Source organism: Streptomyces sp. AC1-42W (assembly GCF_003248355.1).
Lineage (GTDB): Bacteria > Actinomycetota > Actinomycetes > Streptomycetales > Streptomycetaceae > Streptomyces.
Window position 1 is genome coordinate 1,556,427 of the sequence record NZ_QKWY01000002.1, and the last position, 23,962, is coordinate 1,580,388.

Annotated in this window: 25 protein-coding genes and 1 pseudogene; 15 read left to right on the forward strand and 11 right to left on the reverse strand. The window is 71.3% G+C overall.

The annotated features are described in order from the left end of the window. Nucleotides 1-3: 3 nt before the first annotated feature. The 3 genes from DNK56_RS25040 to DNK56_RS25050 form a co-directional block, all read right to left on the reverse strand. A complete protein-coding gene (locus tag DNK56_RS25040) occupies nucleotides 4-984 on the reverse strand; it encodes an RNA polymerase sigma factor SigF (RefSeq protein WP_446750401.1) in 981 nt (326 codons plus the stop codon). Beyond that, the gene (locus DNK56_RS25045; protein ID WP_018105584.1) at nucleotides 981-1,394 is read right to left on the reverse strand and encodes an anti-sigma regulatory factor; all 414 of its coding nucleotides are present in this window, start codon (nucleotides 1,392-1,394) and stop codon (nucleotides 981-983) included. Before DNK56_RS25045 ends, DNK56_RS25040 begins: the two co-directional genes overlap by 4 nt. 230 nt (nucleotides 1,395-1,624) lie before the next feature. Continuing rightward, nucleotides 1,625-1,885, reverse strand: a complete 261-nt coding sequence (locus DNK56_RS25050) for a UBP-type zinc finger domain-containing protein (RefSeq protein WP_111338096.1) — start codon at nucleotides 1,883-1,885, stop codon at nucleotides 1,625-1,627. A gap of 34 nt (nucleotides 1,886-1,919) precedes the next feature. Between DNK56_RS25050 and DNK56_RS25055 the strand changes: the two genes are divergently transcribed. Further along, complete coding sequence (locus tag DNK56_RS25055) at nucleotides 1,920-3,518, forward strand: Na+/H+ antiporter (RefSeq protein ID WP_111338097.1); 1,599 nt, start codon at nucleotides 1,920-1,922, stop codon at nucleotides 3,516-3,518. Here DNK56_RS25055 and DNK56_RS25060 read toward each other — a convergent pair. Together DNK56_RS25060 and DNK56_RS25065 are read right to left on the reverse strand one after the other, a co-directional pair. Further along, entirely contained in the window at nucleotides 3,515-4,468 is a 954-nt protein-coding gene (locus DNK56_RS25060) for a 1-aminocyclopropane-1-carboxylate deaminase/D-cysteine desulfhydrase (RefSeq protein ID WP_241990075.1), read from the reverse strand. The genes DNK56_RS25055 and DNK56_RS25060 overlap by 4 nt on opposite strands. 21 nt (nucleotides 4,469-4,489) lie before the next feature. After that, complete coding sequence (locus tag DNK56_RS25065; protein WP_199563628.1) at nucleotides 4,490-5,221, reverse strand: XRE family transcriptional regulator; 732 nt, start codon at nucleotides 5,219-5,221, stop codon at nucleotides 4,490-4,492. Between the two features lie 564 nt (nucleotides 5,222-5,785). Between DNK56_RS25065 and DNK56_RS25075 the strand changes: the two genes are divergently transcribed. Continuing rightward, nucleotides 5,786-6,991 (forward strand): RNA-guided endonuclease InsQ/TnpB family protein, encoded by a 1,206-nt coding sequence (locus DNK56_RS25075; RefSeq protein ID WP_111339572.1) that lies wholly within the window; start codon nucleotides 5,786-5,788, stop codon nucleotides 6,989-6,991. Nucleotides 6,992-7,010: 19 nt separating this feature from the next. Here the strand turns inward: DNK56_RS25075 and DNK56_RS25080 are convergent, their stop codons facing one another. From DNK56_RS25080 to DNK56_RS25095, 4 genes are all read right to left on the reverse strand, one after another. Then, complete coding sequence (locus DNK56_RS25080; RefSeq protein ID WP_111338099.1) at nucleotides 7,011-8,075, reverse strand: IS110 family transposase; 1,065 nt, start codon at nucleotides 8,073-8,075, stop codon at nucleotides 7,011-7,013. Nucleotides 8,076-8,356: 281 nt separating this feature from the next. After that, nucleotides 8,357-8,950, reverse strand: coding sequence for an N-acetylmuramoyl-L-alanine amidase (locus DNK56_RS25085; RefSeq protein WP_111338100.1), 594 nt, complete (start codon nucleotides 8,948-8,950; stop codon nucleotides 8,357-8,359). A gap of 146 nt (nucleotides 8,951-9,096) precedes the next feature. Further along, entirely contained in the window at nucleotides 9,097-10,290 is a 1,194-nt protein-coding gene (locus tag DNK56_RS25090) for a globin domain-containing protein (RefSeq protein ID WP_111338101.1), read from the reverse strand. Nucleotides 10,291-10,378: 88 nt separating this feature from the next. After that, nucleotides 10,379-10,837 (reverse strand): RrF2 family transcriptional regulator, encoded by a 459-nt coding sequence (locus DNK56_RS25095; protein WP_111338102.1) that lies wholly within the window; start codon nucleotides 10,835-10,837, stop codon nucleotides 10,379-10,381. Nucleotides 10,838-11,030: 193 nt separating this feature from the next. Here DNK56_RS25095 and DNK56_RS25100 point away from each other — a divergent pair, with 193 nt between their 5' ends. From DNK56_RS25100 to DNK56_RS25120, 5 genes are all read left to right on the forward strand, one after another. After that, nucleotides 11,031-12,437, forward strand: coding sequence for a family 2B encapsulin nanocompartment shell protein (locus DNK56_RS25100; RefSeq protein WP_111338103.1), 1,407 nt, complete (start codon nucleotides 11,031-11,033; stop codon nucleotides 12,435-12,437). 82 nt (nucleotides 12,438-12,519) lie between these two features. Beyond that, the gene (locus tag DNK56_RS25105) at nucleotides 12,520-13,563 is read left to right on the forward strand and encodes a family 2 encapsulin nanocompartment cargo protein polyprenyl transferase (protein WP_111338104.1); all 1,044 of its coding nucleotides are present in this window, start codon (nucleotides 12,520-12,522) and stop codon (nucleotides 13,561-13,563) included. Nucleotides 13,564-13,608: 45 nt separating this feature from the next. Next, on the forward strand, nucleotides 13,609-14,283 hold the full coding sequence (locus tag DNK56_RS25110) for a DUF6304 family protein (RefSeq protein WP_111338105.1): 675 nt from the start codon (nucleotides 13,609-13,611) through the stop codon (nucleotides 14,281-14,283). Between the two features lie 105 nt (nucleotides 14,284-14,388). Then, nucleotides 14,389-15,378: a DUF1648 domain-containing protein gene (locus DNK56_RS25115; RefSeq protein ID WP_111338106.1), complete on the forward strand. Its 990-nt coding sequence runs from the start codon at nucleotides 14,389-14,391 to the stop codon at nucleotides 15,376-15,378. Between the two features lie 2 nt (nucleotides 15,379-15,380). Further along, nucleotides 15,381-15,740 carry a GntR family transcriptional regulator gene (locus DNK56_RS25120; protein WP_111338107.1) on the forward strand — a complete coding sequence of 120 codons (360 nt, stop codon included), beginning with the start codon at nucleotides 15,381-15,383 and terminating at the stop codon, nucleotides 15,738-15,740. A gap of 83 nt (nucleotides 15,741-15,823) precedes the next feature. Here DNK56_RS25120 and snpA read toward each other — a convergent pair whose 3' ends face one another. Continuing rightward, entirely contained in the window at nucleotides 15,824-16,486 is a 663-nt protein-coding gene (gene snpA / locus DNK56_RS25125) for a snapalysin (RefSeq protein WP_446750400.1), read from the reverse strand. Between the two features lie 257 nt (nucleotides 16,487-16,743). Here snpA and DNK56_RS25130 point away from each other — a divergent pair, with 257 nt between their 5' ends. The 5 genes from DNK56_RS25130 (at nucleotide 16,744) to DNK56_RS25150 (ending at nucleotide 20,791) form a co-directional block, all read left to right on the forward strand. Continuing rightward, nucleotides 16,744-17,688: a LysR family transcriptional regulator gene (locus tag DNK56_RS25130; RefSeq protein ID WP_111338109.1), complete on the forward strand. Its 945-nt coding sequence runs from the start codon at nucleotides 16,744-16,746 to the stop codon at nucleotides 17,686-17,688. Between the two features lie 98 nt (nucleotides 17,689-17,786). Next, complete coding sequence (locus DNK56_RS25135) at nucleotides 17,787-18,788, forward strand: NAD-dependent epimerase/dehydratase family protein (protein WP_111338110.1); 1,002 nt, start codon at nucleotides 17,787-17,789, stop codon at nucleotides 18,786-18,788. A gap of 95 nt (nucleotides 18,789-18,883) precedes the next feature. Continuing rightward, nucleotides 18,884-19,240 carry a DUF952 domain-containing protein gene (locus DNK56_RS25140; protein ID WP_111338111.1) on the forward strand — a complete coding sequence of 119 codons (357 nt, stop codon included), beginning with the start codon at nucleotides 18,884-18,886 and terminating at the stop codon, nucleotides 19,238-19,240. Continuing rightward, nucleotides 19,237-20,163: an SDR family oxidoreductase gene (locus tag DNK56_RS25145; RefSeq protein ID WP_111338112.1), complete on the forward strand. Its 927-nt coding sequence runs from the start codon at nucleotides 19,237-19,239 to the stop codon at nucleotides 20,161-20,163. Before DNK56_RS25140 ends, DNK56_RS25145 begins: the two co-directional genes overlap by 4 nt. Before the next feature lie 4 nt (nucleotides 20,164-20,167). Beyond that, nucleotides 20,168-20,791, forward strand: coding sequence for a nucleotidyltransferase domain-containing protein (locus DNK56_RS25150; RefSeq protein ID WP_111338113.1), 624 nt, complete (start codon nucleotides 20,168-20,170; stop codon nucleotides 20,789-20,791). Here DNK56_RS25150 and DNK56_RS36205 read toward each other — a convergent pair. Continuing rightward, a pseudogene (locus tag DNK56_RS36205) lies at nucleotides 20,786-20,959 on the reverse strand (TetR-like C-terminal domain-containing protein); the annotation flags it as partial. The gene DNK56_RS25150 and the pseudogene DNK56_RS36205 overlap by 6 nt on opposite strands. 480 nt (nucleotides 20,960-21,439) lie before the next feature. Between DNK56_RS36205 and DNK56_RS34805 the strand changes: the two are divergent. From DNK56_RS34805 to DNK56_RS25165, 3 genes are all read left to right on the forward strand, one after another. After that, nucleotides 21,440-21,721 carry a hypothetical protein gene (locus DNK56_RS34805; RefSeq protein WP_146610431.1) on the forward strand — a complete coding sequence of 94 codons (282 nt, stop codon included), beginning with the start codon at nucleotides 21,440-21,442 and terminating at the stop codon, nucleotides 21,719-21,721. Between the two features lie 142 nt (nucleotides 21,722-21,863). Beyond that, a complete protein-coding gene (locus DNK56_RS25160; protein ID WP_111338114.1) occupies nucleotides 21,864-22,622 on the forward strand; it encodes an ATP-binding cassette domain-containing protein in 759 nt (252 codons plus the stop codon). Continuing rightward, nucleotides 22,616-23,962 carry a DUF7224 domain-containing protein gene (locus tag DNK56_RS25165; RefSeq protein WP_111338115.1) on the forward strand — a complete coding sequence of 449 codons (1,347 nt, stop codon included), beginning with the start codon at nucleotides 22,616-22,618 and terminating at the stop codon, nucleotides 23,960-23,962. The genes DNK56_RS25160 and DNK56_RS25165 overlap by 7 nt, the downstream gene beginning before the upstream one ends.

A 23,962-nucleotide genomic window follows, 5' to 3' on the forward strand; every position in this document is an offset into this window, starting at 1 on the left:
GCCCTACTCCTCGACCAGCAGCCGCTCGCGCAGCTGCGCCAGCGTGCGGGCCAGCAGCCGCGAGACGTGCATCTGCGAGATGCCGACCTCCTGCGCGATCTGCGACTGGGTCATGTTGCCGAAGAACCGCAGCAGCAGGATGCGCTTCTCGCGGGGCGGCAGATCCTCCAGGAGCGGCTTCAGCGACTCCCGGTACTCGACGCCCTCCAGCGCCTCGTCCTCGGAGCCCAGGGTGTCCGCCACGGCCGGCGACTCGTCGTCCGTGTCCGGCACGTCCAGCGAGAGCGTGCTGTACGCGTTGGCCGACTCCAGCCCCTCCAGGACCTCCTCCTCGGAGATCCCCAGCCGCTCCGCCAGCTCGTGCACGGTGGGCGAGCGGCCGTGCAGCTGGGACAGCTCGGCGGTCGCCGAGGTCAGCGAGAGCCGCAGCTCCTGGAGGCGGCGCGGCACCCGCACCGCCCAGCCCTTGTCGCGGAAGTGGCGCTTGATCTCCCCGACGACCGTGGGCGTCGCGTACGTCGAGAACTCGACGCCCCGCTCCGGGTCGAACCGGTCGACGGACTTGATCAGCCCGATGGTGGCGACCTGGGTCAGGTCGTCCAGCGGCTCCCCGCGGTTGCGGAAGCGCCGGGCCAGGTGCTCCACCAGCGGCAGATGCATCCGCACCAGCCGGTTGCGCAGCTCGGCCCGCTCCGGCGAGCCGTCGGGCAGCGCGCGCAGCTCGACGAACAACGCCCGCGCACCGCTGCGGTCGTTCGGATCGTGGTGCCCGTGCTCGCTCATCTGGCCTGCCCGCTCCGCCTGCGACTGCTCCACCGCGACCGTAGTGCCGGCCGGCACGTCCACCCCGCCCAACGCACGGGGCAGGTCGTCCCCGTCCACCGGATGAGGCAGTGCCTGCTGGTCCGGGATGCCCGCCGCGCGCACCACCCCTGGTCGGATCGTCTCGTCCCGCACAGGACCGTCCCCGTTTCCGTCGCTCACGCCGGCCCTGGTCCCGCGCCGCGCTGTTTGTACAGGCTGATGCTGACCGTACGGTCGTCGGCGACCGAGGAGTCGACCTTCCCGGCCAGTGCGGAGAGCACCGTCCAGGCGAAGGTGTCGCGCTCCGGGGCGCGGCCGTCCGTGGTGGGGGCCGCGACCGTCACCTCGAGTGAATCGTCGATGAGACGGAACACGCAGCTGAGGACGGAGCCCGGCACGGCCTGCTGGAGCAGGATCGCGCACGCCTCGTCCACCGCGATGCGAAGGTCCTCGATCTCGTCGAGAGTGAAGTCCAAACGTGCTGCGAGACCGGCCGTGGCCGTGCGCAGCACCGACAGGTAGGCACCCGCAGCGGGCAGCCGGACCTCCACGAAGTCCTGATTGCCGGGCTCGCCTGCGATCTGGGACACCCTCACCTCCAAGGTGGCACAAACTCATTCGAGGTTCCGGGAAGAACGCCCGGAGCCATGCGGTACGTCTTCGGTTCCAGTCCGGCGACGCTATCGCGATCCATGATGCCGTGTCGCAGGAACCCCTCCCCGTGGACGTCACTCATGGTAGGTCCATGAGTACACACAGTGGCTAGAGGTCTGCGTCGCCCAATTGCGAACACCCGACGCCGGTTTGACGTACCCGGACCTCAGACGATCGAACCGTCGACAAAGCACCATCGCCACTTCTCGCCGGGCTCGAAGCTCCGCATCACCGGGTGGCCGGTCTGCTCGAAGTGGCCGGTCGCATGCCGTCCCGGCGACGAGTCGCAGCAGCCGACGTGGCCGCAGCTCAGACACATCCGCAACTGCACCGGGTGGGTGCCGGCCGCCAGGCACTCGGGGCAGGTGGCACCGAGCGGCTCGGGTTCGGGGCGCGGCAGGTCCGGGACATGCGGGCACACACTCATGTGGCCAGGTTACGACGGATGCGAGGATCGCGGGATGGACGCATTGCCCCTGGTGGCGCTGGTCGCGGGCAGCGCCGCGACGGCCGGTCCGGCCCGCCGCACCCCGGTCCCGGCACCCCTGCTGCTGGTGGCCGCCGGGCTGATCGCCTCGTACGTGCCGGGGGTGCCGGCGTACACCCTGGACGCGCACATCGTGCTCCCGCTGCTGCTGCCGCCCCTGCTCCACACCGCAGCCGTGGACAGCTCCTACCTCGACCTGCGGGCCAACCTGCGGCCGGTGGCCCTGCTGTCGGTGGGCTACGTGCTGTTCGCCACCGTCGTGGTCGGATGGCTGGCCCACCTGCTGGTGCCCGGTCTGCCGCTGACCGCCGCGCTGGTGCTGGGCGCCGTGATCGCCCCGCCGGACGCGGTCACCGCCGCCGCGATCGCCCGCCGGGTGGGCCTGCCCGCGCGCGTCACGACGATCCTGCAGGGCGAGTCCCTGGTGAACGACGCCACCGCGATCACCGCGTTCAAGGTGGCGCTGGCCGCCGCCGTGGGCGAGGGCGTGAGCTGGGGCGCGGGGATCACCGAATTCCTGCTGGCCGCGGTCGGCGGGGTCGGGGTCGGCCTGCTGCTGATGGTCCCGCTGCACTGGCTGCGCACCCATCTCGAGGAGGCGCTGCTCCAGAACACGCTGTCGCTCCTGATCCCCTTCGTGGCGTACGCGGCGGCCGAGCGGGTCCACGCCTCGGGGGTGCTCGCCGTGGTCGTCGTCGCGCTGTACCTGGGCCACCGCTCCTGGCAGGTGGACTTCGCCACCCGGCTCCAGGAGGCCGCCGTCCGGAAGATGGTCGCCTTCGTCCTGGAGTCCGCGGTGTTCGCCCTGATCGGCCTCCAGCTGCCATTCGTCCTCAAGGGGCTCGGCGCCTCCTCGGTGGCGGACGCCTTCGGGTACGCGGTGCTGGTCTTCCTCGCCGTCGTCGTGGTCCGGTTCGTCTGGGTCTACCCGGCGACCTATCTGCCCCGGTGGCTCTCGCGGCGCGTCAGGGAACGGGAGCCCGGCACGGACTGGACCTCGCCGCTCATCGTCGGCTGGGCCGGGATGCGCGGCGTCGTCTCGCTCGCCATCGCCTTCTCCATCCCGCTCGTCACGGCCGACGGAGCCGCGTTCCCGGCCCGCAACCTCGTCCTGTTCCTGACGTTCACCACCGTCATCGGCACCCTGGTGGTGCAGGGGCTCACGCTGCCGGTCCTGGTACGGGTGCTGCGGCTGCCCGGCCGCGACCGGCAGGCCGAGACCCTGGCCGAGGCGCAGGCCCAGAGCGAGGCGTCGGCGGCCGCCGAGGCCCGGCTGGACGACCTCCTCGCCGACGAGCGCAACCGGCTGCCCCAGCCGCTGGCCGACCGGCTGCGCACCGTGCTGGAACGCCGCCGCAACGCGGTGTGGGAGCGGCTCGGCGCGGCCGACCCGGTCACCGGCGAGTCGGCCGACGACACCTACCGGCGACTGTCCGGCGAGATGATCGAGGCCGAGCGCGAGGTCTTCGTACGGCTGCGGGACGAGCGCAGGATCGACGACGAGATGATGCGGACCCTGCTGCGCCGCCTGGACCTGGAGGAGGCGGCGGCCTACCGCGAGGAGTCGGGCTAGGGGGTGTCCGCCTCGTCGGGGCGGCCGGTGATCACGGCCGCGACCGCGCTGCCGGCGGGGAAGGCGCCCTCCGCCACCAGCTCGGTGAGCGCGTACAGCATTTTGGCCACATACAGTCGCTCCACGGGCAGCCCGTGGCGGTCCTCGAAGTCCTGTGCGAAGGCGTGCAGGGCCGGGGTCGTACGGGCGTAGCCGCCGAAGTGGAACCGCTCGTCCAGCCACCAGTCGCCCGCCGGACCGCCGAACGCCTCCCGCTGGAGCTCCCGTACCGCCTCGCCCAGGAAGCCGCCGCGCAGCACCGGGACGCCGAGGGCGCGCTGCCCCGGCGCCAGTCCCGCGGCCAGCCCGGCCAGCGTGCCGCCGGTCCCGCAGGCCACCGCCACCACGTCGGCCGCGCCCCGCAGCTCCCGCCCGAGCGCGGCGCAGCCCCGGGCCGCGAGGGCGTTGCTGCCGCCCTCCGGGACGACCGCGCAGTCGCCGTACACGTCGAGCAGCCCGGCCAGGACCGCCGGGTCGGTCTTGGCGCGGTACGTCGCCCGGTCCACGAAGTGCAGCCGCATGCCGTCCGCCGCGCACCGGGCGAGCGAGGGGTTGAGGGGCCGGTGCGCCAGCTCGTCACCGCGTACGACACCGATGGTGCCGAATCCGAGGAGCCGGCCCGCGGCGGCGGTGGCCCGCAGATGGTTGGAGTACGCGCCGCCGAAGGTCAGCACCGGGCGCCCGGCGGCGGCCCCCAGATTGGGCGCGAGTTTGCGCCACTTGTTGCCCGGAGGGTACAGCTCCGCTGGTCCAAACGCATCGGTATCCCAGTCCGGCGCGGAGTGGATCAGGTCGTCGCGCTTGAGCAGCAGCCGGACGCCCCGGCGTGCGAACCGGCTGTCACGCGCCTCTTCCAGGGGCGAGGGGGGCCGGGGCCGGAACGCGAGGGCGGGGTCTACGGGCAGGTTCACCCTCCCATTGTCTTCGCGCCGTCACGGTGTCTGTGGTACGCCCCGGTCCCACAGCTCCTCGGCGTGCTCCGCGAACCGGTCGAACATCCCGTTGTCTCCCTGGCGGCGCAGGTGCATGAGGGGCGAGTCATGGCCGACGAGCCGAGCCAGGTGGGGGGTCACGAGGGCGTCATGATCGAACTTGAACACGGACAGGGACACATGGTTCACGGCGTCCGCAGGGCTGCTGAAGCGCGTCTCAAGCCCTTCCAGGGAGCCGAGGCGTCCCAGGTGCTCCAGACTGATCCGGATGCGGGTGCTGACGCTCAGCGCCACGTCTTCGATGGCCTCACGCTGCCGGGTCACCTCCCCGTCGGGATCACCCAGGAGAAAGCGCACCCGGCACCCCGCAGTGATCTTCCGGCGCAGTGTCTCGGTGAACGTCGGTTGCTCCAGCCAGACGAAGTAGTTCGTGTATCCCGCGAACAGGAGGTCCGTGGAGGCTCCTGAGATCAGTTCGCCCCACGCGGTCGAGGGACAGGCGGACCGGTACGGGTAGGCATGGACCAACTCACGGTCATGACCGGTCTTCACCCGTTCCTGAACAGCCTTGGGCCAGATCATGTCTTCATCCACCTTCAGCGCGCGGCACGCGTCGACGCGGTTTCTCGCATGCGGTAACAGCTCGGCGTCGGCCAGCCACCGTTCCACCGTCTTGGGCGCCACACCGATGCGGGTGGCAAGTTTCCGGGGCGTGAGCTTGGCGTCTTCCATAGCTGATCGTAGAGCGGCGTTCAAGACTTCCCCCTGCGACATTTGGGCGTTCTTGAACCGTAGTGCTGAACGGTACAACTGTCCCTGATTCGGGGAGGGATACGTCCTTCGGGGGCATGGAGCATCACTTCCATGAAGACCTCAGCCACAGCGATGAGCCCGCCCGTGCATCTCATGTCCTTCCCGGAGCCTTCGCAGCCGGTGGAAGGGTGCGATGTGTGTCAGGCGCTGGATGTCCAGCGGCGGGAAGCCGGAAGCCGGGGCGACTACTCGGCGGCGACGGACGCGAGCGTGGAGATCCGGCGGCATCCGCACGCGAACAGGAAGCGTCGGTGACCGTGCAGCAATGGTGCGATGACCGCAAGACGGCGGAGAGAGCCCACGGCGTGCTGGGTGGCCGGTCCGCGTGGGCTTCCTGATGTGGAGGGGGTGGAAACGCCACCGGTCTCTCGTCCGCTCCAAAAGAGGCCGACTCCTTGTGCTGCACAGCGGCGGGACTCTGTGCGCATCTGCCTTGACTTGTGTTCTCTTCCGTTGTCAGCGGGGGATGTCAGCTTGCGGATCATGACGACGGCTGCGGTGGACGGGCAGGTTTCCGGGCATGCCCGGTACACGTTCCGACTCCGTGTGTCGTCATCCGCGCTCACGGGTCTTGAGGCCGAGTGGGCCCGCTGTCGGTGGGTGTGGAACGAGTGCGTGGCGATGTCCCGGAAGGTCCACGGTCTGAACCGGGGCTCCGGAGAGAAGGTCACGTGCGGTCCGGCGCAGCTCGACAGGATGCTGACCGAGGCCCGGCAGTCGATGGCGTGGCTACGTGAGGGCGCTTCGGTGCCGCAGCAGCAGATCATCCGGGACTTCGCCAAGTCCCGTGCGAGGGCGCTGAAGGACATCGCGGCGAAGGCTCCTCGGCGGCAGCGGGTCGGCATGCCCCGGATCAAGCGCAAGCGTGAAGCTGCCCCGTCGCTGAACTACACCACCCGCGGATTCCGCATCAGGGACGGGAATCTGCACCTGGCGGGCGGGATCGTGCTGCGTGTGGTGTGGTCTCGTAATCTTCCGTCCGCGCCGTCGTCGGTCCGGGTGTATCGGGACAGCCTCGGGCACTGGTACTGCTCGTTCGTTGTTGCCACCGAGACCATCCCGCTGCCCGCTACCGGCCGGGCGATCGGCATCGACTGGGGCGTGAAGGAGACCGCGACCACCACCTCCGACGCCCACGACCTCCCGCACGCCCAGCACGGGAAGACAGCCGCGCCGAAACTTGCCCGCTATCAGCGGATGATGGCCCGCAGGAAGACACCGAAGAACCGGTCCGAGAGCACCGGATACCGCAAGGCCCGCAAGGCCGCGGCGAAGCTCCAGAAAAGGATCGCCCGTCAGCGGACGGATACCGCACGCAAGTGGGCCAAGAGCATTGTGCGTGACTTTGACCGGCTCGCCGTCGAGGACTTCCGCCCGAAGTTCCTCGCGAAGACCACGATGGCCCGCAAGGCCGCCGACGCCGCGATCGCCGCCACCAAGACGGCACTGATCGAGCAGGCCCGCAAACACGGCAGGACCGTGCACCTGATCCACCCCGCGCACACCACCATGGATTGCGCACAGTGCGGAGCGAGAACCAAGCACGCACTGCCCCTCTCCGAACGAACGTACACGTGCACCGCGTGCGGAACCGTGTCTCCCAGGGACAAGAACTCCGCCCGTGTGATGCTCGTCCGGGCTGGTCTCACCCCGGCTGGTGCTGATCTCGTAAGCCCTGCCCCCTGCTAGGGGAAGCTCCTATAGATCGTCAAGCGGTCTGTGGGAGCGGTTTGGTGGTGTGGATCACATGGGGTAGGTGGCGGTAGATCTCGCGGGCGATGAACCGTTTCAGGCACCGGATGACGTCCTTCTTGACCATGCCTTCGGCGGTGCGTCGGGCGACGTAGTCCCGTGTGCGCTGGTCGTACTTCATGCGGACCAGGACGATGGTGTGGAGGGCGTTGTTGGCCTGGCGGTCGCCGCCGCGATTGAGGCGGTGGCGGTTGGTGCGGCCGGAGGAGGCCGGGACCGGTGCGGCCCCGCAGAGGTGGGCGAAGGCTGCTTCGGAGCGGAGCCGGTCGGGGTTGTCGCCCGCGCTCGTCAGCAGCTGGCCGGCGGTTTCGGGGCCGAGGCCCGGCAGGGCGATGAGCCTCGGGGCCGCCTTGGTGACCAGCGGTCCGATCTCCTTGTCCGCGTCCTTGATCTCCTCGTCCAGCGCCTGGTAGCGGCGGGCGAGCCGCCGCAGGACGGTCTTCACCGCGCAGGCTGGATCGTCGAGTTCACCGGCCGGACGGGAGCGGGCCAGGGTGTCGATCAGCTCCCGCGTGGACAGTCCCCGCAGCTTGTCCCGCACCACGGAGGGAGCGGTGACGATGAGGGTGCGGATCTGGTTGATGGTCTGGGTGCGGGCCTTGACGGCGCTCTTGCGGACGACCCGCAGGGCGCGGATCGCCTCCACGATCCCGTTGCGCGCCTTGGGTGTTCCTCCGGCCCGGCCGGAGAGGACCGCGGTCGCGGCCCCGTAGGCGTCGATCGGGTCGGATTTGCCGTTGTCGCGCCTCGCCTTGCGGTCCGGCCGGTCCACCTCGACCACTGCGACCCCGTTCGCGGTGAGGAAGCGTGCGATCTCGGCGCCGTAGGCACCGGTCCCCTCGACCCCGACGGCAAGGACCTCACCGTGGGACCGGAGCCAGTCCAGCAGCCGCCGGTATCCCTCCGGCGTGGTCTCGAACCGCTTGGTGGCCAGGTGCCGGCCAATGCTGTCGATGACCGCTGCCTGGTGGAGGTCGGTGTGGGTGTCGATCCCGCCGACCACCGCTATCTCGTCTGCCATGCTGGTGTGTGCTGCCCTTCCAACGCTCAACGGTGGGAGGGCGCGAGCCGGTCGGGCAGACGGACAAGACAGTGATGGGACCTTTGGCCGGGCTCCTATGAAGTCACGGAAGCCCGACCGGCCACGCGCCAGACGGCATCGCCCGGCAGGCCGACGATTCCCCAGAAGGACAACCGAAGCGTCAGTCAGGCGGAGAGTCAGACCCCCGGGCGATGCCATGGCTAATCCTCACTGTCAGGCGGAGTGAGCCAGGAATCCTCTCCCGCCAGGGAGGGGAGGTTTCAATTGAGGCGGTCGTGGACCCGGGCCCGCAGGTCGTCCATCGAGAAGCCGCGCGGGTCCACCTTGCCGGGCTGCCACTCGCGGTGCCCGATGATGGACCGGGCGGTCCAGCCGTGGTGCCGGCAGATCGCCGCCGACACCCGCTCGACGGCTTCGAGCTGCTCGTCGGGCCAGGGGTCCTCGCCGTCGCCGAGGTTCTCGCACTCGAAGCCGTAGAAGTGCCGGTTCCCGTCGGTGTTGGCCTCGTTGTCGTGGGGGAGGCGCTTCTTCTCGGCGATCACCGCGCGCAGCACGTCGTCGTCGCCCATGCCCGCGTGGTTGGTGCGCCCGTAGCCCACCAGATGGACCCGGCCGTCCTTGGCGATGACGCCGTGGCACAGGGGGCCCGGCAGATCGGGATGGCCGTCGCGGCAGACCCGTACGGTGGCGCCGGTGCCGCGGGTGGCCGAGTGGTGGATCATCACACCGTTGACGGGGCCCCAGGGGCCCTTGTGGTCGCGATTGTGGCTGCGCCAGTCGTCCACCTCGACGACGGTGAGCCCTTCCTTCCTGAGGGCGGCGAGGAACGCGCTCGCGGACATGGGTGAGGACATGGCCGACTCCTTACGGTGCGTGGGGGGAGGGTGTCCTGATGGAGCCCTACCCGGCCGCGAGGGCCCCGACCTGTCGCGGAGCGACAGCGGGGCCCTGTTCGGATGCTGTGCGAGCCGATCCGGTCACCTCGGCGCGCGGGGTCGGTTCAGGAGGCCAGCCACAGGTCGGGGCCGAACACCTCGTAGTGGATGTCGGAGGCCGGGACGCCCTTGGCGAGCAGCTGGGTGCGCACCGCGCGCATGAAGGGCAGCGGGCCGCAGAGGTAGGCGTGGGTGCCGGAGGGGATGACGACGTCGCTCAGGTCGACGAGCCCGGTGCGGTCGGCGGGGTGGCCGTCCTCGGGGTCCTCGTACCAGAAGTGGGCGGCCGCGTCGGGGAGCTTGGCGGTCAGCGCGATGTGGTCGGTGCGCAGCGCGTGGTCGGCGGGGGAGCGGTCGCCGTGCACGACGGTGACCGGGGCGCGGTGCCCGGAGACGGCGAGGTGCTCCAGCATCGACAGGATCGGGGTGCAGCCGATGCCCGCGGAGGCGAGCAGCAGCGGGGCGTCGTCGGACTTCAGCACGAGGTCGCCGTACGGGGCGGAGACCCGGATGCGGTCGCCGGCGCGGACCTGGGCGTGCAGGTGGCGGGAGACCTCGCCGTCCGGCGCGTCGTTGCCGTGGACCCGCTTGACCGTGATGGAGCGGAGCGGCGAGCCGGGGGCGCTGGAGAGGCTGTACTGACGTATCTGGTGGGCGCCGTCCGCCAGCTCGACCTGCACGGAGACGTACTGGCCGGGGCGGAAGGCGGGAGCCGGGGAGCCGTCGGCCGGGCGGATGCGGAACCGGGCGACGTCGTCGGTCTCCTCGGAGCGCGAGACGACCTCCCACTCGCGCCAGACGTCACCGGCGACGACGCCCTGCTCCGCGTACAGCCGCTCCTCGATGGCGATCAGGGCGTTGGCCATCAGCCAGTAGACCTCGTCCCAGGCGGCGGCGACCTCGGGGGTCACCGCGTCGCCGAGGACCTCGGCTATCGCGGCGAACAGGTGGGTGTGGACGACGTCGTACTGGGCGGGGGTGATGCCGAGCGAGGCGTGCTTGTGGGCGATGCGGCTGAGCATCACGTCCGGGCGGGTCTCGGGCTGCTCGACCAGGTGCGTGGCGAAGGCGGCGATGGAACCGGCCAGGGCCTGACGCTGCGCGCCGGACGCCTGGTTGCCCCGGTTGAACAGGTCGCGCAGCAGCTCCGGGTGGGCGGTGAACAGCTTGCGGTAGAAGAGATCGGCGATGTCTCCGATGGCCGCGCCTACGGCGGGCAGGGTGGCACGAACGGTGGCGGTCGACGACTCGGAGAGCATCGGTGACTCCTCGGAGGTTGAATTGGCATCTCGGATGCGCATTTAAGAGCAGTGTAGGACCAGGTCCGGCGGGCCCTCGCGGCGGGGGTCAGTTTTCGGACGGGCGGCGACTGCTGAGGCTGATGAGGAGGGGGCCGGTCGGCCCGGCGGTCAGCTGTGTGACGGTGAGCGGGTCCAGCGAGGCGTAGAACGCGTCCTGGGCCTGGCGCAGGGCCATGCGCAACTGGCAGGCCGAGCGCAGCGGACACGGCGTCGAGCCCTCGCAGTCGACGACGTCGCCCGGCTCCTCGGGCTCCTCCAGCTCGCGGACCAGGGCACCGACCGACGCGGACCGGCCGGCCTCGGTGAGCGTGAGCCCGCCGCCCCGGCCGCGGCGGGCCTCGATCAGGCCGAGGTGCTGGAGGCGGGCGACGACCTTCGCGGCGTGCGAGTACGGCACCTGCATGGTGGCCGCCACCTCGCGGGTGGTCGGCGGGTCCTCGTGCTTCACGACGGCGAGGCGCATGAGCACGCGCAGGGCCACGTCGGTGAACCTGGTGAGCCGCATGGATGCCAGGCTAGGTTAATTGGCATTACGCATACAAGTTACTGGCCATCAGAGTGCCGTCGACGGGGCATCGCGCGACGCGATGCCCACTCCAACGGCCGATTAATCACACTCTTTTGTGTAATGGCGCGCCCCGCCCTCGTGCTGCAAGTGTTCTTCCCGCAGGTCAGCCGATAGATCGAGAGGGCGAAAGATGTCCGTTGGTGAAGAGGTTCAGAACACGCAGGTGCCGCCGCAGCAGAGTCTCGGTACGGCGGCCGCGCGGAACCTCGCGACGACCACCAAGTCCGCTCCGCAGATGCAGGAGATCACCTCCCGGTGGCTGCTGAAGATGCTGCCGTGGGTCCAGGTGCAGGGCGGTACGTACCGGGTGAACCGCCGGCTGAGCTACGCGGTCGGCGACGGTCGCGTCACGTTCGTGCAGACCGGCGACCGGGTCGCGGTCATCCCCGCCGAGCTGGGCGAGCTCCCGGCGCTGAGGGACTTCGAGGACGAGGAAGTACTCGCCGAACTGGCCCGGAGGTGCGAACAGGTCGAGATCCCCGCCGGAGAGGTCCTGGCCGCGGCCGGCGACCCGGCGGACCGGGTCTACCTGCTGGCGCACGGCAAGGTCGAGAAAGTCGGCAGCGGCCCCTACGGCGACGAGACGGTCCTCGGGGTCCACGCGGACGGGGCCTACTTCGGCGACCAGTCCCTCATCGAGGGCGACGCCGTCTGGGAGTACACGGCCCGCGCCGTCACCGCCTGCACGGTGCTCACGCTCCAGCGGGCGGACGTGCTCAACCTCGCCGAGCGGGCCGAATCGCTCAACAACCACCTCACCGGCCTGCTCGCCCTCCCGCAGCAGCGCACCAACAAGTACGGCGAGGCGGCGATCGACCTCTCCGCCGGCCATGTCGGCGAGGCCGTCGTCCCGCACACCTTCGTGGACTACGAGGCCGCGCCCCGCGAGTACGAACTGAGCGTCGCCCAGACCGTCCTGAAGGTGCACAGCCGCGTCGCGGACCTGTACAACCAGCCGATGAACCAGACCGAGCAGCAGTTGCGGCTCACGGTCGAGGCGCTGCGCGAGCGCCAGGAGCACGAGCTCATCAACAACCGCGAGTTCGGCCTGCTCAACAACTGCGACTACGGCCAGCGCCTCCAGCCGCACGACGGGGCGCCCAGCCCCGACGACATGGACGAGCTGCTCTCGCGGCGGCGCGGTTCCAAGCTCTTCCTCGCCCACCCCCGCGCCATCGCCGCCTTCGGCCGCGAGTGCAACAAGCGCGGACTGGTGCCGGAGAGCATCGACGTCGGCGGCCACCGCATCCCGACCTGGCGCGGCGTGCCGATCTTCCCGTGCAACAAGATCCCGGTCAGCGACGCCCGCACCACGTCGATCATCTGCATGAGGACCGGCGAGTCCGAGCAGGGCGTCGTCGGCCTCCAGCAGTCGGGCATCCCCGACGAGATCGAGCCCAGTCTCTCGGTCCGCTTCATGGGCATCGACGAGCAGGCGATCATCTCCTACCTCGTGACGGCCTACTACTCCGCGGCGGTCCTCGTCCCGGACGCCCTCGGTGTCCTGGAGAACGTCGAGGTCAGCCGCTGGCGGTGAGCCACGGGGCCCGGACCGGCAGCGGTCCGGGCCCCCGGCCCCGGCGCACCACCACAGCAACGACAGGGGTGACCGATTGACCATGACCCGAACAGACGCCGCGACCGAGGGCAATGAGGCCGCGGCCCTGCTGGAGTACACCCGGACCCTCGTCGATCCGCATCTGCGGGCGGCGATCGCCTCCCTCCCCGGCTCGATCCGGCGGGTCGCGATGTACCACTTCGGCTGGGAGCACGCCGACGGCAGCCCGGCGTCGGGCGGCGCGGGCAAGGCGATCCGGCCGGCGCTCGTCCTGGCGGCCGCCCGCGCCCTCGGCGGCGACCCCGAACAGGCCGTACGGGCGGCCGTGGCCGTGGAGCTGGTCCACAACTTCACCCTGCTCCACGACGACGTCATCGACGAGGACCACACCCGCCGCCACCGGGCCACCGCCTGGACGGTGTTCGGCGTCCCGGACGCCGTCATCGCGGGCGACGCGATCCTGGCCCTCGCCCAGCGGCTGCTCGCGGAGGACGGCGGAGCGGTGTCGCAGCTCGCCGCCGCCCGCCTCTCCACCTGCGTCATCGAGCTGTGCGCGGGCCAGCAGGCCGACTGCGCCTTCGAGGAGCGCGACCCCGAGCAGGTCACGCTCGACGAGTGCCTCACCATGGCGACGGCCAAGACCGGCGCCCTGCTCGGCTGCGCCTGCGCGCTGGGCGCGCTCTACGCCGGCGCCGACGAGCGGGCCGTGGGGGCGATGGACGGCTTCGGCCGGGAGGCCGGGCTCGCCTTCCAGCTGATCGACGACCTGATCGGCATCTGGGGCGACCAGGCGCGGACCGGGAAGCCGGTCGGCGCGGATCTCAGCGCCCACAAGAAGTCGCTGCCGGTGGTGGCCGCGCTCACCGCGGGCGGCCCGGCGGCGGCGGAGCTGGCCGCCCTGTACCGGGGCTCGATGAGCACCCGCGCCGAGGTCGGCCGGGCCGCGGAGGCCGTGGACCGGGCCGGCGGCCGGGACTGGGCGCAGAGCTGCGCGGCGGACCGGATGGCGCGGGCCGTGCACCACCTCTCGCGGGCGGTCCCGGACCTCTCGGCGGCGGGGGACCTGCTGGCCCTCGCGGAGTTCGTCACGCGCCGCACGTACTGAGGGCGGCAGGGCCGGTGTCGGAGGCAGGGGCTACAGTCCCTGCTCATGACAGATGAGTCGTGGGCAGGGTGGTACCGGGACCGACAGGGCTCCGACGCCGTCATCCTCACCACAGACGGGCAGCAACTCCGCCTCCGCGTCAGGGGCGTGGACTTCGAGGGCGGCAGCTTCGACGGTCTGCGCCCGGTGGCGGCGGGCCCGGCGGAGAGCGGGATGTTCGCACTGACGGACGGGGTGCTGGGGGACTGCGTCCTGGAGTGGGATCTGCCGTTCCCCGTCCTGGCGGAGGGGGTGGAGCGCCAGGCGACCCTCAGCTGCCTGCTGTCGCTGCGCAGGCCCGACCCGTACCTCTACCTCGAACTCCGGTTCGGCGGGGCGGCCTTCGCGTCGCGGCGCGCCGAGAGCGACTTCGGCTCCGCGCTGGCCACGATCCAGCGGGAGCTGCCGCCCGGAGTCCACCTGCGGACCTGCATAGCCTGCGCGTTCTCCGACTACTTCCCGGCTCCGGAGCGGGCCCGCGGCCTCTCCGGCGGCCTCGCCTGCTTCCGGGGCGCCAAGGAGGCGTACCGGGACGCGGCCGGGGAGCAGGACCTGCTCGGACTGTGGGACCGGCGGACCGGTTTCGTCCAGGAGGTCTGGAGCTGCCGGGAGTTCGAGCCGAGGCCCACGGAGGGCGCGGGCACCGGCCACCGGGGAGCGTTCCCGCTCGAAACCGCCTGACCGCTCCGGCGGGACCTGTTCGGCACGGCGCTTCCCCGCCGCAGCCGGCTTCGTCGTTGCCGTTACCTTCATTGTTCTACTAGCATGCGAACAATGGAGGTTTTGATGAACCGTAACTCCATCGGTCGCGCGGCCCTCGCCGCGCTGCCGTTCCTGCTCGCGCTCGCCGCCGACCTGCTCCTCTTCGCCACCCGCCGGGACCGGCTGCCCGAGCAGCTGGCCAGCCACTTCGTGGGCAACGGCCGGGCCGACGACTACGCCGGCCAGACCTCGTACGTCGTCCTCACCACGCTGGTCCTGCTCGGCATCGGCCTGCTGGCGGTGCTGATGGTGGCTCTGGGCACGTTCACCCGGCGGTCCCACCGGACGACCCTCGGCTTCACCTACGCCATCGCCGGGTTCCTCGGCTACCTCCTGGCCGCCCTGCTGCTGATCAACGTGGACGCCGTCGAGGACGCGCAGGGCCGGGGCCAGGACGTCACGTTCCCCCTGTGGCATCTGGCCGCCGCCCTCGGGGTGGGCGTGGCCGCCTACGGGCTCGGCCTCCTCGCGGCCGCGCTGCTGCCCGTACCGGAAGCGTCCGGGGACGACGGGCCGCAGGGCAGGGGGGAGGGGCCGCGCATCGCGCTGCGCCCCGGGGAGGTCGCCGGATGGGCCCGCAGCGCCGGGTCCTGGCCGCTGCCGCTCGCCGCGCTCCTGCTCCTCGGGACCGGCGTCCTCCTGGTGTTCACCTCGGGCTGGCCGATCGCCGTACCGGCCTTGGTGCTCGGGCTGCTGATCGCCGCCTTCGCCCGACCGCACGTGACCGTGGACCGGCGCGGAATCACCGTCTCCGGACTGCTCCCCCGGCCCCGCGTCCGGGTCCCGCTGGACCGGATCGAGGCGGCCTCCAGCCGCGAGATGAAGCCGCTCGGCGACTACGGTGGCTGGGGCTACCGGGTGCGGCCCGGACGCACCGGAGTCATGATCCGCTCCGGCGAGGGCATCGTGGCCCGGCTGGCCGGCGGGCGGGACTTCGAGGTCACCGTGGACGACTCGGCGACCGCCGCGGCGCTCCTCAACACCCTGATCGACCAGCGCCGAACGGACCATTGACGATGCTCTTCCGGGTCGATCCCACCTCCACCGTGCCGCTCGGAGACCAGATCGCCGCCTGTGTGCGCCGCGCCGTGGCCGACGGCGCGGCGGCCCCCGGCGAGCGGCTGCCCGCCGCACGGGTCCTGGCCGAATCGCTCGGCGTCAACGTCCACACCGTGCTGCGCGGCTACCAGCGGCTGCGCGAGGAGGGCCTGATCGAACTGCGCCGGGGCCGGGGCGCCGCCATCGCCGACGGAGCCTCCCCGCACCGGGCCCGCCTCCTCGAACGGGTCCGTGAGACGGTCGGCGAGGCGCGCGGCCTCGGCCTGACCCTGGACGAACTCCTGACCCTGGTGCGTACCGAATACGGCGCCGGCTGACGGCGATGGGCCGCCTCGTCCTGCGAGGCGGCCCATCGGTGCGAGCGGTGCTTCCGGGAAGCGTGCTCCCCGGAAGCCTGCGGTCAGGAAGCGGTCTTGGTCAGCGTGGCCGCGAAGCCGTACTGCCACAGGTAGTTCACCCGGTTCCGCTCCGCGGCGTTCGGGTACGGGTTGGTGCAGGACGTGCCGGGACCGCCGCCCGACATCAGCTCGCTGCACGGACCCGAGTAGTGGTCCGGGAGACCCAGCACGTGGCCGGTCTCGTGGGCGGTGACGCGGGTCGAGTTGTACTGCCGGTTCTGCGCGTAGTCCAGGAGGATGTAGCCCCGCCCGTGGCCGTCCGTGCTCGCGTAGGAGCCGCGCGGGTCGCTGCCCTCGTAGTACCGGAAGTCGGCGTTCGAGCCCTCCTGGAGCCGGACGGTGGAGACCGAGCTGTTCCAGATCGACGCGCTGCTGGATATCTGGGAGCGGAAGCTCGGCGCGTTGGCGGCGCTGTAGACGACCGTGACGGCCAGGGCGTTCGGATTGGCCGCCCGCTTCTCCGCCACCGACTTCGCGACCGCCTCGAAGAACGCCTTGTTGCCCGCGGCGTTCTCCTGCGTACCGGACTTCGCCGTGTACGCCAGGTGGGCGGACGGGGCGGGGGCGGCCACCGGCGCGGCGATCGCGGGGGCGGTGCCCAGCGTGGCGGCGAGCGAGAGGCCGAGGCCGAACACGGCCGACATGACGGTCCTGGGGTGTCTCATGTGGGGGGTCTCCTACCAGTTACCTGTCAGGGGAACCCGTCCGCTGATCGGACTCGGACGGGAGTGGTACGGAGAGAGTTTCGGGGAAGCGGAGCCCGCGCGGATGATGTCAGCCGGTGATAACGCGGCCCTATCACCTCCGCGCGCCCCTTTCGTGCACACCGGCTTTCCGGTTGCCCAACGCCCGGTGAATCGCCCGCCTTTGGCAGGGTTACGGCCCATGGTGCGGCCGGACGGGCCGCCCTAACCTCGGCAGCATGGAGCTTGAGGTGAGACACCTCAGGGCGCTGTGCGCCATAGCCGACACCGGCAGCCTGCACCGGGCGGCCCGCACCCTGGGCGTGAGCCAGCCCGCACTCACCACCCAACTTCGCCGCATCGAGAACGCCGTGGGCGCCGAACTCTTCAGCCGCGAACGCACCGGCTGCCGCCCCACCCTCCTCGGTCGCGCCGTCCTCAGCCGCGCCCGCCCCCTCGTCGACGGCCTGTCCGCCCTGGTCAGCGACGCCAGGGCGGAGGCCGCCCACGCCGAGGGCCCCCGGCTGCGCATCGGCTGCACCGCGAGCCGGGTCATCGGCGGCTGGCTGCGCCGGCTGCGCCTGCGGCTGCCCGGCACGGACATCTCGCTGCGGGTGGACGTCTCCGCGCACGCCCTGCTCCGCGCGGTCGGCACCGGCGGGCTGGACGTCGCCTTCGTCCACGAGGTGGAGGGCTGTCCGCTCACCGTCCCGGACGGGCTGGAGCAGCGGGTCCTCGTGGAGCGCGAACCGCAGTTCGTCTCCATGGCCCGCGACCACCCCGCCGCCGCCCTGCCCGTCGTCGACCTGGCCGACCTGGCCGCCGACCGGTGGATGGTGGACCCCACGGTGGACGGTGAATGGGACGGGCTGCGCCGGATGTTCAGCGAGGCGGGCGTGGCGCCCGTCGTGCTGCACGGCGACTACCTCACCGCCGCCTCCCTCGTCGTCCTGGGCGAGGCGGTCGCCCCCTGCCAGCCGACCTCGGGCCCCCGCGACGACATGGCGATCCGCCCCCTGCGCGACGACCCCCTCGCCGTACGGCTCCTGCTGGTCTCCCGGCCCGGCACGGACATGACCGCCGCCTACGAGGAACTGGAGGCGGCCTACCGGGAGGCGGCGCGGCGCGTGGCCGGATACCACCAGTGGCTGCTGCGCCACCGCAGCCCGCTCGCCCGCTCCTGACCCCTGGTGGGAGTTCCCGGTTCCGGCGGATTCAGCCGAGAGCGTGGCCGGTTCCGCACCGGCCCGGTACGGGGCAGAGTCGTCCCATGAGGCTTCTGATGCTGGGCGGTACGCAGTTCGTCGGACGGGCCGTCACGGAGGCGGCCCTCGCGCGGGGCTGGGAGGTCACGGTCTTCCACCGCGGCCACCACGCGCCTCCGCCCGGTACGGCCGAACTCATCGGAGACCGCACCGCCGGGGACGGCCTGGCCGCGCTCGCCGCCGCCGGGGCGCCGGACGGCGGGGGCCCCACCTGGGACCTCGTCGTGGACACCTGGAGCGGCGCGCCCTCCGCGGTACGGGACGCGGCCCGGCTGCTTACCGCACGGGCCGCCCGGTACACCTACATATCCAGCCGTTCCGTGTACGACTACCCGGCACCGGCCGGTCTCACCGAGGACGGCCCGCTGGTCGGGGGCGCCTCGCCGGACGCCGGGGACGGCGAGTCGTACGCGCTGGCCAAGCGCGGCGGCGAACTGGCCGCGCTGGACGCCTTCGGCGACCGGGCCCTCCTCGCCAGGGCCGGGCTGATCCTCGGCCCCTGGGAGAACATCGGCCGGCTGCCCTGGTGGCTGAACCGGATCGCCCGCGGCGGCCCGGTCCTGGCCCCCGGCACCCCGGACACCGACATCCAGTACATCGACGTGCGCGACCTCGCCGGCTGGGTGCTCGACGCGGCGGAACGCGGACTGCACGGCCCGTACAACCTGGTCAGCAGGCCGGGCCACACCACCATGGGCGGACTGCTCGACGCCTGTGTGCGCGCCACCGGCTCCGGCGCCGAGCTGCGCTGGACCCCGGCGGAGACGATCCTCGCGGCGGGCGTCGAACCGTGGACCGACCTGCCCGTTTGGCTGCCGCCGGGGGAGCTGTACGACATCCTCCACCAGGGCGATGTCGGCCTGGCGTACGCGGCCGGGCTGCGCTGCCGCCCGGTGGCGGAGACCGTCACCGACACCTGGACCTGGCTGTGCGGACTGGGCGGCACGGCACCCCACCGCCCGGACCGCCCGGCCACCGGCCTCGACCCGGAGACGGAGGCGAAACTTCTGGCCGGTTAGGGGGAGTCGTCCGCGCTGGACGGGGACGCGCCGACGCGGTCAGGAGTTATCCACAGGGCCCGGCCCGGTGGCCGCCGCCGCGTTAGCCTCGGGCCATGGCTGAACTGCTGCACATCACCGAAGGCCCGCTCTGGGAGGCGGCCCGCGGGATCGGGACGTACGAGATGTCCACCCGCGGCCGCACCCTGCACGAGGAGGGCTTCATCCACTGCTCGCTGCCCCACCAACTGCCCGCCGTGGCCGAGGCGCTGTACGGCGCGGGGAGCCGGCCCGCAGCCGCGGAGCAGGACCTGGTGGTGCTCGTCATCGACTCCGACCGGCTCACCGCCCCGGTGCGGTACGAGCCCGGCGAACCCGGCGGCGAGGACTTCCCGCACCTGTACGGGCCCCTCCCGGTCGACGCGGTCGTGGACGTGCGCCCCTGGCGGCCCGAGGGAGGCGCCCGCGCATGAGCCCCGCCCCCGACACCCCGTCCGAGACGGTCACCGGCGGCCCCCTCACCGCCGTCACCGGCGCGAGCGGCGCCCTCGGCGGCCGGGTCGCCGCCCGGCTGGCCCGCGCCGGAGTCCCCGTCCGGCTGCTCGGCCGCGACCCCTCCCGGCTGCCCGACCTCCCCGGCGCCGACCCCGCGCCGCCCGCCCCCTACGGCGACGGCGAGGCCATGCGCCGCGCCCTGGCCGGGGCCCACACCCTGTTCCTGGTCTCGGCGCACGAGAGCCCCGACCGGGTCCACGAGCACACGACGGCGGTGGACGCGGCGGTCGCCGTCGGCGTCGAACGCATCGTCTACGTCTCCTTCCTGGGCGCCGCCCCCGACGCCACGTTCACCTTCGCCCGCGACCACTGGCAGACCGAGGCGCACATCCGGACCACCGACGTCCGGTACACCTTCCTGCGCGACAGCTGGTATCTCGCCGGGCTCCCGGCCATGACCGGCGCCGACGGAGTGCTGCGCGGCCCCGCCGGTGACGGCCGGGTCGCCGCGGTGGCCCACGAGGACATCGCGGACGCCGCCACCGCCGTCCTCCTCGCCGGCACCGACGCCACCGGCCCCTCGCACGACGGACGCACCTACGACCTGACCGGCCCCGAGGCGTTCACCCTCGCCGAGGCCGCCGAGGAGCTGAGCCGGGTCACCGGACGGGCCGTCACCTACGAACCCGAAACCCGCGAGGAGGCGTACGCGTCCCGGCAGCACTACGGGGCCGCCGACTGGGAGGTGGCCGGCTGGGTCACCTCGTACGAGGCCATCGCGGCCGGCGAGATGGCCACCGTCTCGGACGCCGTACCGACCCTCACCGGCCGCCCCGCCATGGACCTGGCCACCTATCTGCGCGAACACCCCGACAGCTACCGCCACCTGCTCCGGGACTGACCCGGTGCGCACGGAGACCCCCTGGGGCCCCTGGGACCCGCCGCCGCTCGCCGAGGCCGTCCGCCTGCTCACGGCGCTGCGCTCGCCGTGGTGGATCGCCGGCGGGTACGCGGTCGAGCTGGCGGTGGGCCGTGCCTTCCGGGACCACGGCGACATCGACGTGCTCGTGCCGCGCGACGCCCAGCCGGAGGTGCGGCGGGTCCTGCCCGGCTGGGACTGGTGGGCCGCCGACCCGCCCGGCACACTGCGGCCCTGGCACCCCGGTGAGACGCTGCCCGCCGCCGTCCACGACCTCTGGTGCCGGCCGGGCCCGGACGAGCCGTGGCGCTTGCAGTTCATGCTGGACGAGGTGGCCGGCGGGGACTGGGTCTTCCGCCGCGACCCCCGCGTCCGCCTCCCGCTCGCCCGGCTGGGCCGGGTGTCGGACGAGAGCATCCCCTACCTCGCCCCCGAGGTCCAGCTCCTCTACAAGTCCAGGTCCCGGCGCCCCAAGGACGAGCGGGACTTCGAGGAGGCGCTGCCGGCCCTGGACGACCATGCCCGCGCCTGGCTGGCGGAGACGATCACCCTGACGGAGCGCGCGGACCACCCGTGGGCGGCACGGCTGCGGGCACTGCTGGCGGGCTGAGCCGGTCGGGTTGCCAGCCGACAGGCGTTGGTAGAGCGGCGCCGACACGGCGCGTACGACCGCGTCCGGGTCGGTCCCGGCCGGGAGTTCGCCCCGCTCGACGGCCTCGGTGACACAGTTACCCCACTCCTTGACGCGGATCGCGTAGAACGGGAGCAGCGGCCGCGCCACCGGTCCGGGCGCCGGCAGACGGTCGTCGACCTTGTACCCCTTCGGTACGGGGCCGACCCACGCAATGCGTGCGATGACACTTCGGTGACCTCGTCGGTCGCTCGGGAATGCGGTCGCGGGAGGGGCCACGTAGGCAGGACTCCGCGAAATCCGCAAGGGCATACGCAAAGCGGTCACATCGCGATGAAAGGCATAACTGCCGTCATTGTTGGGGCAGTTGATGTACACTCAAGCATTATCGCGGGGGGCGGTCTGTCAATGCGACCTTCAACCAATTCGCCTCGTGATGCACACGCGTGCCCGCAATTCCAAATGAGAGGTGCAACTGTGCGTAAGTTCGGAACCCGTAATACTTGGAAGCGAGTCGGTATGGTTGCTTCCGTCGCGACCCTCCCGTTGGCTCTCGCGAGCCCTGCCTGGGCTGTCGTGAAGTACTCATACATAACGGGTGGAGTCGCCGGCTTCACCTCGAAGTATGTGACCGATGATGGAGGCACCGGCCCGAACAAGGTCGACTTCACCGGATGTCATACGGGCGTGACGAAGAGTGTGACTGTTCAGTTGCGACGTGCTGTCTTCGGGCCCGACATCGGATTCGACACGAAGACCTACACGGCATGCTTCAATGGCGGAACCTCGTCCGGCGAGTGGGGTGCCGGAAGCGAAGGTCACGACTACTACTTCCGCATTACCAAGGTCGGCGGCAGTTCGGTAGTGGGCCCGACGATCAGCGTCGATACGACCCGTATGTCTTTCTGAGAACTGTCCGTCAGGAATCGCGGGTCAGTCCATAGGTGACACTGGATTCTGAATGCCTGGGTGGAGACCTGAAACGCGGGTCTCCACCTGCCTCTTTTTGAAACAGAGAGAGGCGCCCCACACTGAAACACCAAGGTGTCGCATGCCCATTTCGATGTTCGAGTGTTCCTTCTCCTATCGGCGTAGACGCCCGGTGCTGCGTGATTTCAGTTATACGCTGCCGCCCGGGCGCACCGTGCTTCTGGGGCCGAACGGAGCGGGAAAAAGTACCCTGTTGGGCTTGTGCGCATCTGCGCTGCGCCCCGATTCCGGTTCCGTCACCTACGACGGCCTGAGCACTGGCCAGCGCCGTGCGCTGCCCGCGTTCCGCAGGCGTGTGGCGTGGATGCCTCAGCAGGTGGAGCAGGTGCCGGGGCTCACGGCCCGGGATCAGGTCGCGTACTCCGGCTGGCTCAAGGGGATGTCCCGGCGCGCGGCGTGGCGTGAAGCTCTCCGGGCCCTGCGCCGCGTGGAGTTGGCCGATCGGGCGGATGACAAGGTGCAGGAGCTCTCCGGGGGGCAGCAGCGGCGCGTCGCAGTGGCTCAGGCCCTCGTGCATGACGCGGAGGTCCTTCTCCTCGATGAGCCGACAGCGGGTATGGATCCCCGGCAGCGGCAGGTCTTCCACCAGATTCTCGCCGATCTGTCGAAGGAGGTGCACATCGTTCTCTCCACCCATGACACCTCCGACATCGCCAACTCCTACGACTCGGTCGCAGTTCTGCTGGACGGCCAGGTGCGCTTCTCGGGGACGGTCGCGGACTTCCTTTCCCACGCGAGCGCGACGGCGGCGTCCGACGAGCAGCGGGCCACCTCCGCCTATCAGGCCTTCACCGAGATCGATGGGGCGATCTCGTGGTGAACCGATTCCCCTTCGCCCGGCACTCGGCCGTCATCGGGCTCGGAGCCCCGACGGTGGCTCTCGCCGCATACTTCACCGCCTACCAGCCCAGGCCGCTGACCGGTGAGGATTCCATCGTCATGGTGTCGGGGGCCATGAGGGTCGCCGCGCTGGGAATTGCCTTGGCGGCTGCCTGGGACGCGGGAAGGCTTCGCCGGGCTCGGATTGCGGCAGCCCCGTCCAGCCGTCACCTGCTGCGCGTATTCGTCGATGCGCTGGCCCCCAACCTGGCCCTGGTGATCATCAGCTGGGTGGCGTCCTTCCTGCTCGTGATCAGCTATCTGGGAGGCCCCGCACCAGGGTTGTACGACACCGTTCCCGTGGTCCGGAGCTTTGCGGTCCCCCTCAGCGCGGTAGCGGTCGGCTTCTTCCTCGGGCTCTTCCTTTCGCCCGTTGTCGCCCGCCCCCTTGCGGTGGTGATCACGGCGCTGTGGGTCTTCGTCGCCTATGCGCTGGGTGTCCCATGGCTGCGGGCGATATCCGGATTCGACATGAGCACTCCGACCTATACGGATGTCGTGGACCGCGCCTACCTCATGGCACCGGCGATCCTGGCTCTCGGACTGCTGCTCGGCCTTGTCGCGCTCAGCCTGTTCTCACGTCCGGCGCTGCGCGCCGCCGCCATGGCCTGCTGCGTCCTCGCGGGCTTCGGGGCGTCGTACCCCCTGGTGAGTGACGCCCCGCGCTACGCCGACCCCACCGTTCCCCGCACCTGGGCGACGACGTGTGAGCGAACTGCTCCGGTGATCTGCGTGCCCGGCGAGTTCGCCGACGACATCCCCGCGCTGCATCGCTCCGCTCGACAGGCGCTGCCCCGCCTGCGAGAGGCCGGGTTCACCCCACCCCGGAAGCTGGCCTTCGTCTCGGAGGATCTGCCACTGGCACGCGACACCTGGCGAACCCATCTCCAGAAGCCGGTGACCCGGCACCGCAGCCGGGGCATCTACATCAGCGCCTTGGTTCCGTCAGGGCTCCACGACTGCCCCCGCCTTCCTGATGACTACGTCTACCCGGGGCGCGGAGCCGCCTTCGCCTGGGTCGGCCTGACGGTCGGGATGTCGGAGGAAGAGGTCACCCGCAGCTACGGCCCCACTGGCGCGTACCGGGCACGCTGGGTGCGCAGCCTCCCCAAGGCCAAGCAGTACGCCTGGTACAAACAGGAGTTGAGCTACCTCAAGTCCTGCGACGAGCAGGTCCATGAGAAGGCCCGGGCGGGAGCCAAGGCCGAGAAGGAGCGGGGCCGAGCGCTGGGCCCCGAGTTGGAGAACCCGGCGGACACGGCACCGGGGGCGAACCGTTGA

What these genes read in the sequence shown, in the direction of transcription:
- DNK56_RS25095 (WP_111338102.1), bottom strand. Translation starts at nt 10,837, where the DNA reads ATGCGGCTCACCAGGTTCACCGACGTGGCCCTGCGCGTGCTCATGCGC.
- DNK56_RS25145 (WP_111338112.1), top strand. Translation starts at nt 19,237, where the DNA reads ATGAGCCCCGCCCCCGACACCCCGTCCGAGACGGTCACCGGCGGCCCC.
- DNK56_RS25090 (WP_111338101.1), bottom strand. Translation starts at nt 10,290, where the DNA reads ATGCTCTCCGAGTCGTCGACCGCCACCGTTCGTGCCACCCTGCCCGCC.
- DNK56_RS25105 (WP_111338104.1), top strand. Translation starts at nt 12,520, where the DNA reads ATGACCCGAACAGACGCCGCGACCGAGGGCAATGAGGCCGCGGCCCTG.
- DNK56_RS25055 (WP_111338097.1), top strand. Translation starts at nt 1,920, where the DNA reads ATGGACGCATTGCCCCTGGTGGCGCTGGTCGCGGGCAGCGCCGCGACG.
- DNK56_RS25115 (WP_111338106.1), top strand. Translation starts at nt 14,389, where the DNA reads ATGAACCGTAACTCCATCGGTCGCGCGGCCCTCGCCGCGCTGCCGTTC.
- DNK56_RS25110 (WP_111338105.1), top strand. Translation starts at nt 13,609, where the DNA reads ATGACAGATGAGTCGTGGGCAGGGTGGTACCGGGACCGACAGGGCTCC.
- DNK56_RS25050 (WP_111338096.1), bottom strand. Translation starts at nt 1,885, where the DNA reads ATGAGTGTGTGCCCGCATGTCCCGGACCTGCCGCGCCCCGAACCCGAG.
- DNK56_RS25080 (WP_111338099.1), bottom strand. Translation starts at nt 8,075, where the DNA reads ATGGCAGACGAGATAGCGGTGGTCGGCGGGATCGACACCCACACCGAC.
- DNK56_RS25140 (WP_111338111.1), top strand. Translation starts at nt 18,884, where the DNA reads ATGGCTGAACTGCTGCACATCACCGAAGGCCCGCTCTGGGAGGCGGCC.
- DNK56_RS25065 (WP_199563628.1), bottom strand. Translation starts at nt 5,221, where the DNA reads ATGGAAGACGCCAAGCTCACGCCCCGGAAACTTGCCACCCGCATCGGT.
- DNK56_RS25135 (WP_111338110.1), top strand. Translation starts at nt 17,787, where the DNA reads ATGCTGGGCGGTACGCAGTTCGTCGGACGGGCCGTCACGGAGGCGGCC.
- DNK56_RS25130 (WP_111338109.1), top strand. Translation starts at nt 16,744, where the DNA reads ATGGAGCTTGAGGTGAGACACCTCAGGGCGCTGTGCGCCATAGCCGAC.
- DNK56_RS25120 (WP_111338107.1), top strand. Translation starts at nt 15,381, where the DNA reads ATGCTCTTCCGGGTCGATCCCACCTCCACCGTGCCGCTCGGAGACCAG.
- DNK56_RS25075 (WP_111339572.1), top strand. Translation starts at nt 5,786, where the DNA reads ATGACGACGGCTGCGGTGGACGGGCAGGTTTCCGGGCATGCCCGGTAC.
- snpA (WP_446750400.1), bottom strand. Translation starts at nt 16,486, where the DNA reads ATGAGACACCCCAGGACCGTCATGTCGGCCGTGTTCGGCCTCGGCCTC.
- DNK56_RS25100 (WP_111338103.1), top strand. Translation starts at nt 11,031, where the DNA reads ATGTCCGTTGGTGAAGAGGTTCAGAACACGCAGGTGCCGCCGCAGCAG.
- DNK56_RS25085 (WP_111338100.1), bottom strand. Translation starts at nt 8,950, where the DNA reads ATGTCCTCACCCATGTCCGCGAGCGCGTTCCTCGCCGCCCTCAGGAAG.
- DNK56_RS25160 (WP_111338114.1), top strand. Translation starts at nt 21,864, where the DNA reads ATGCCCATTTCGATGTTCGAGTGTTCCTTCTCCTATCGGCGTAGACGC.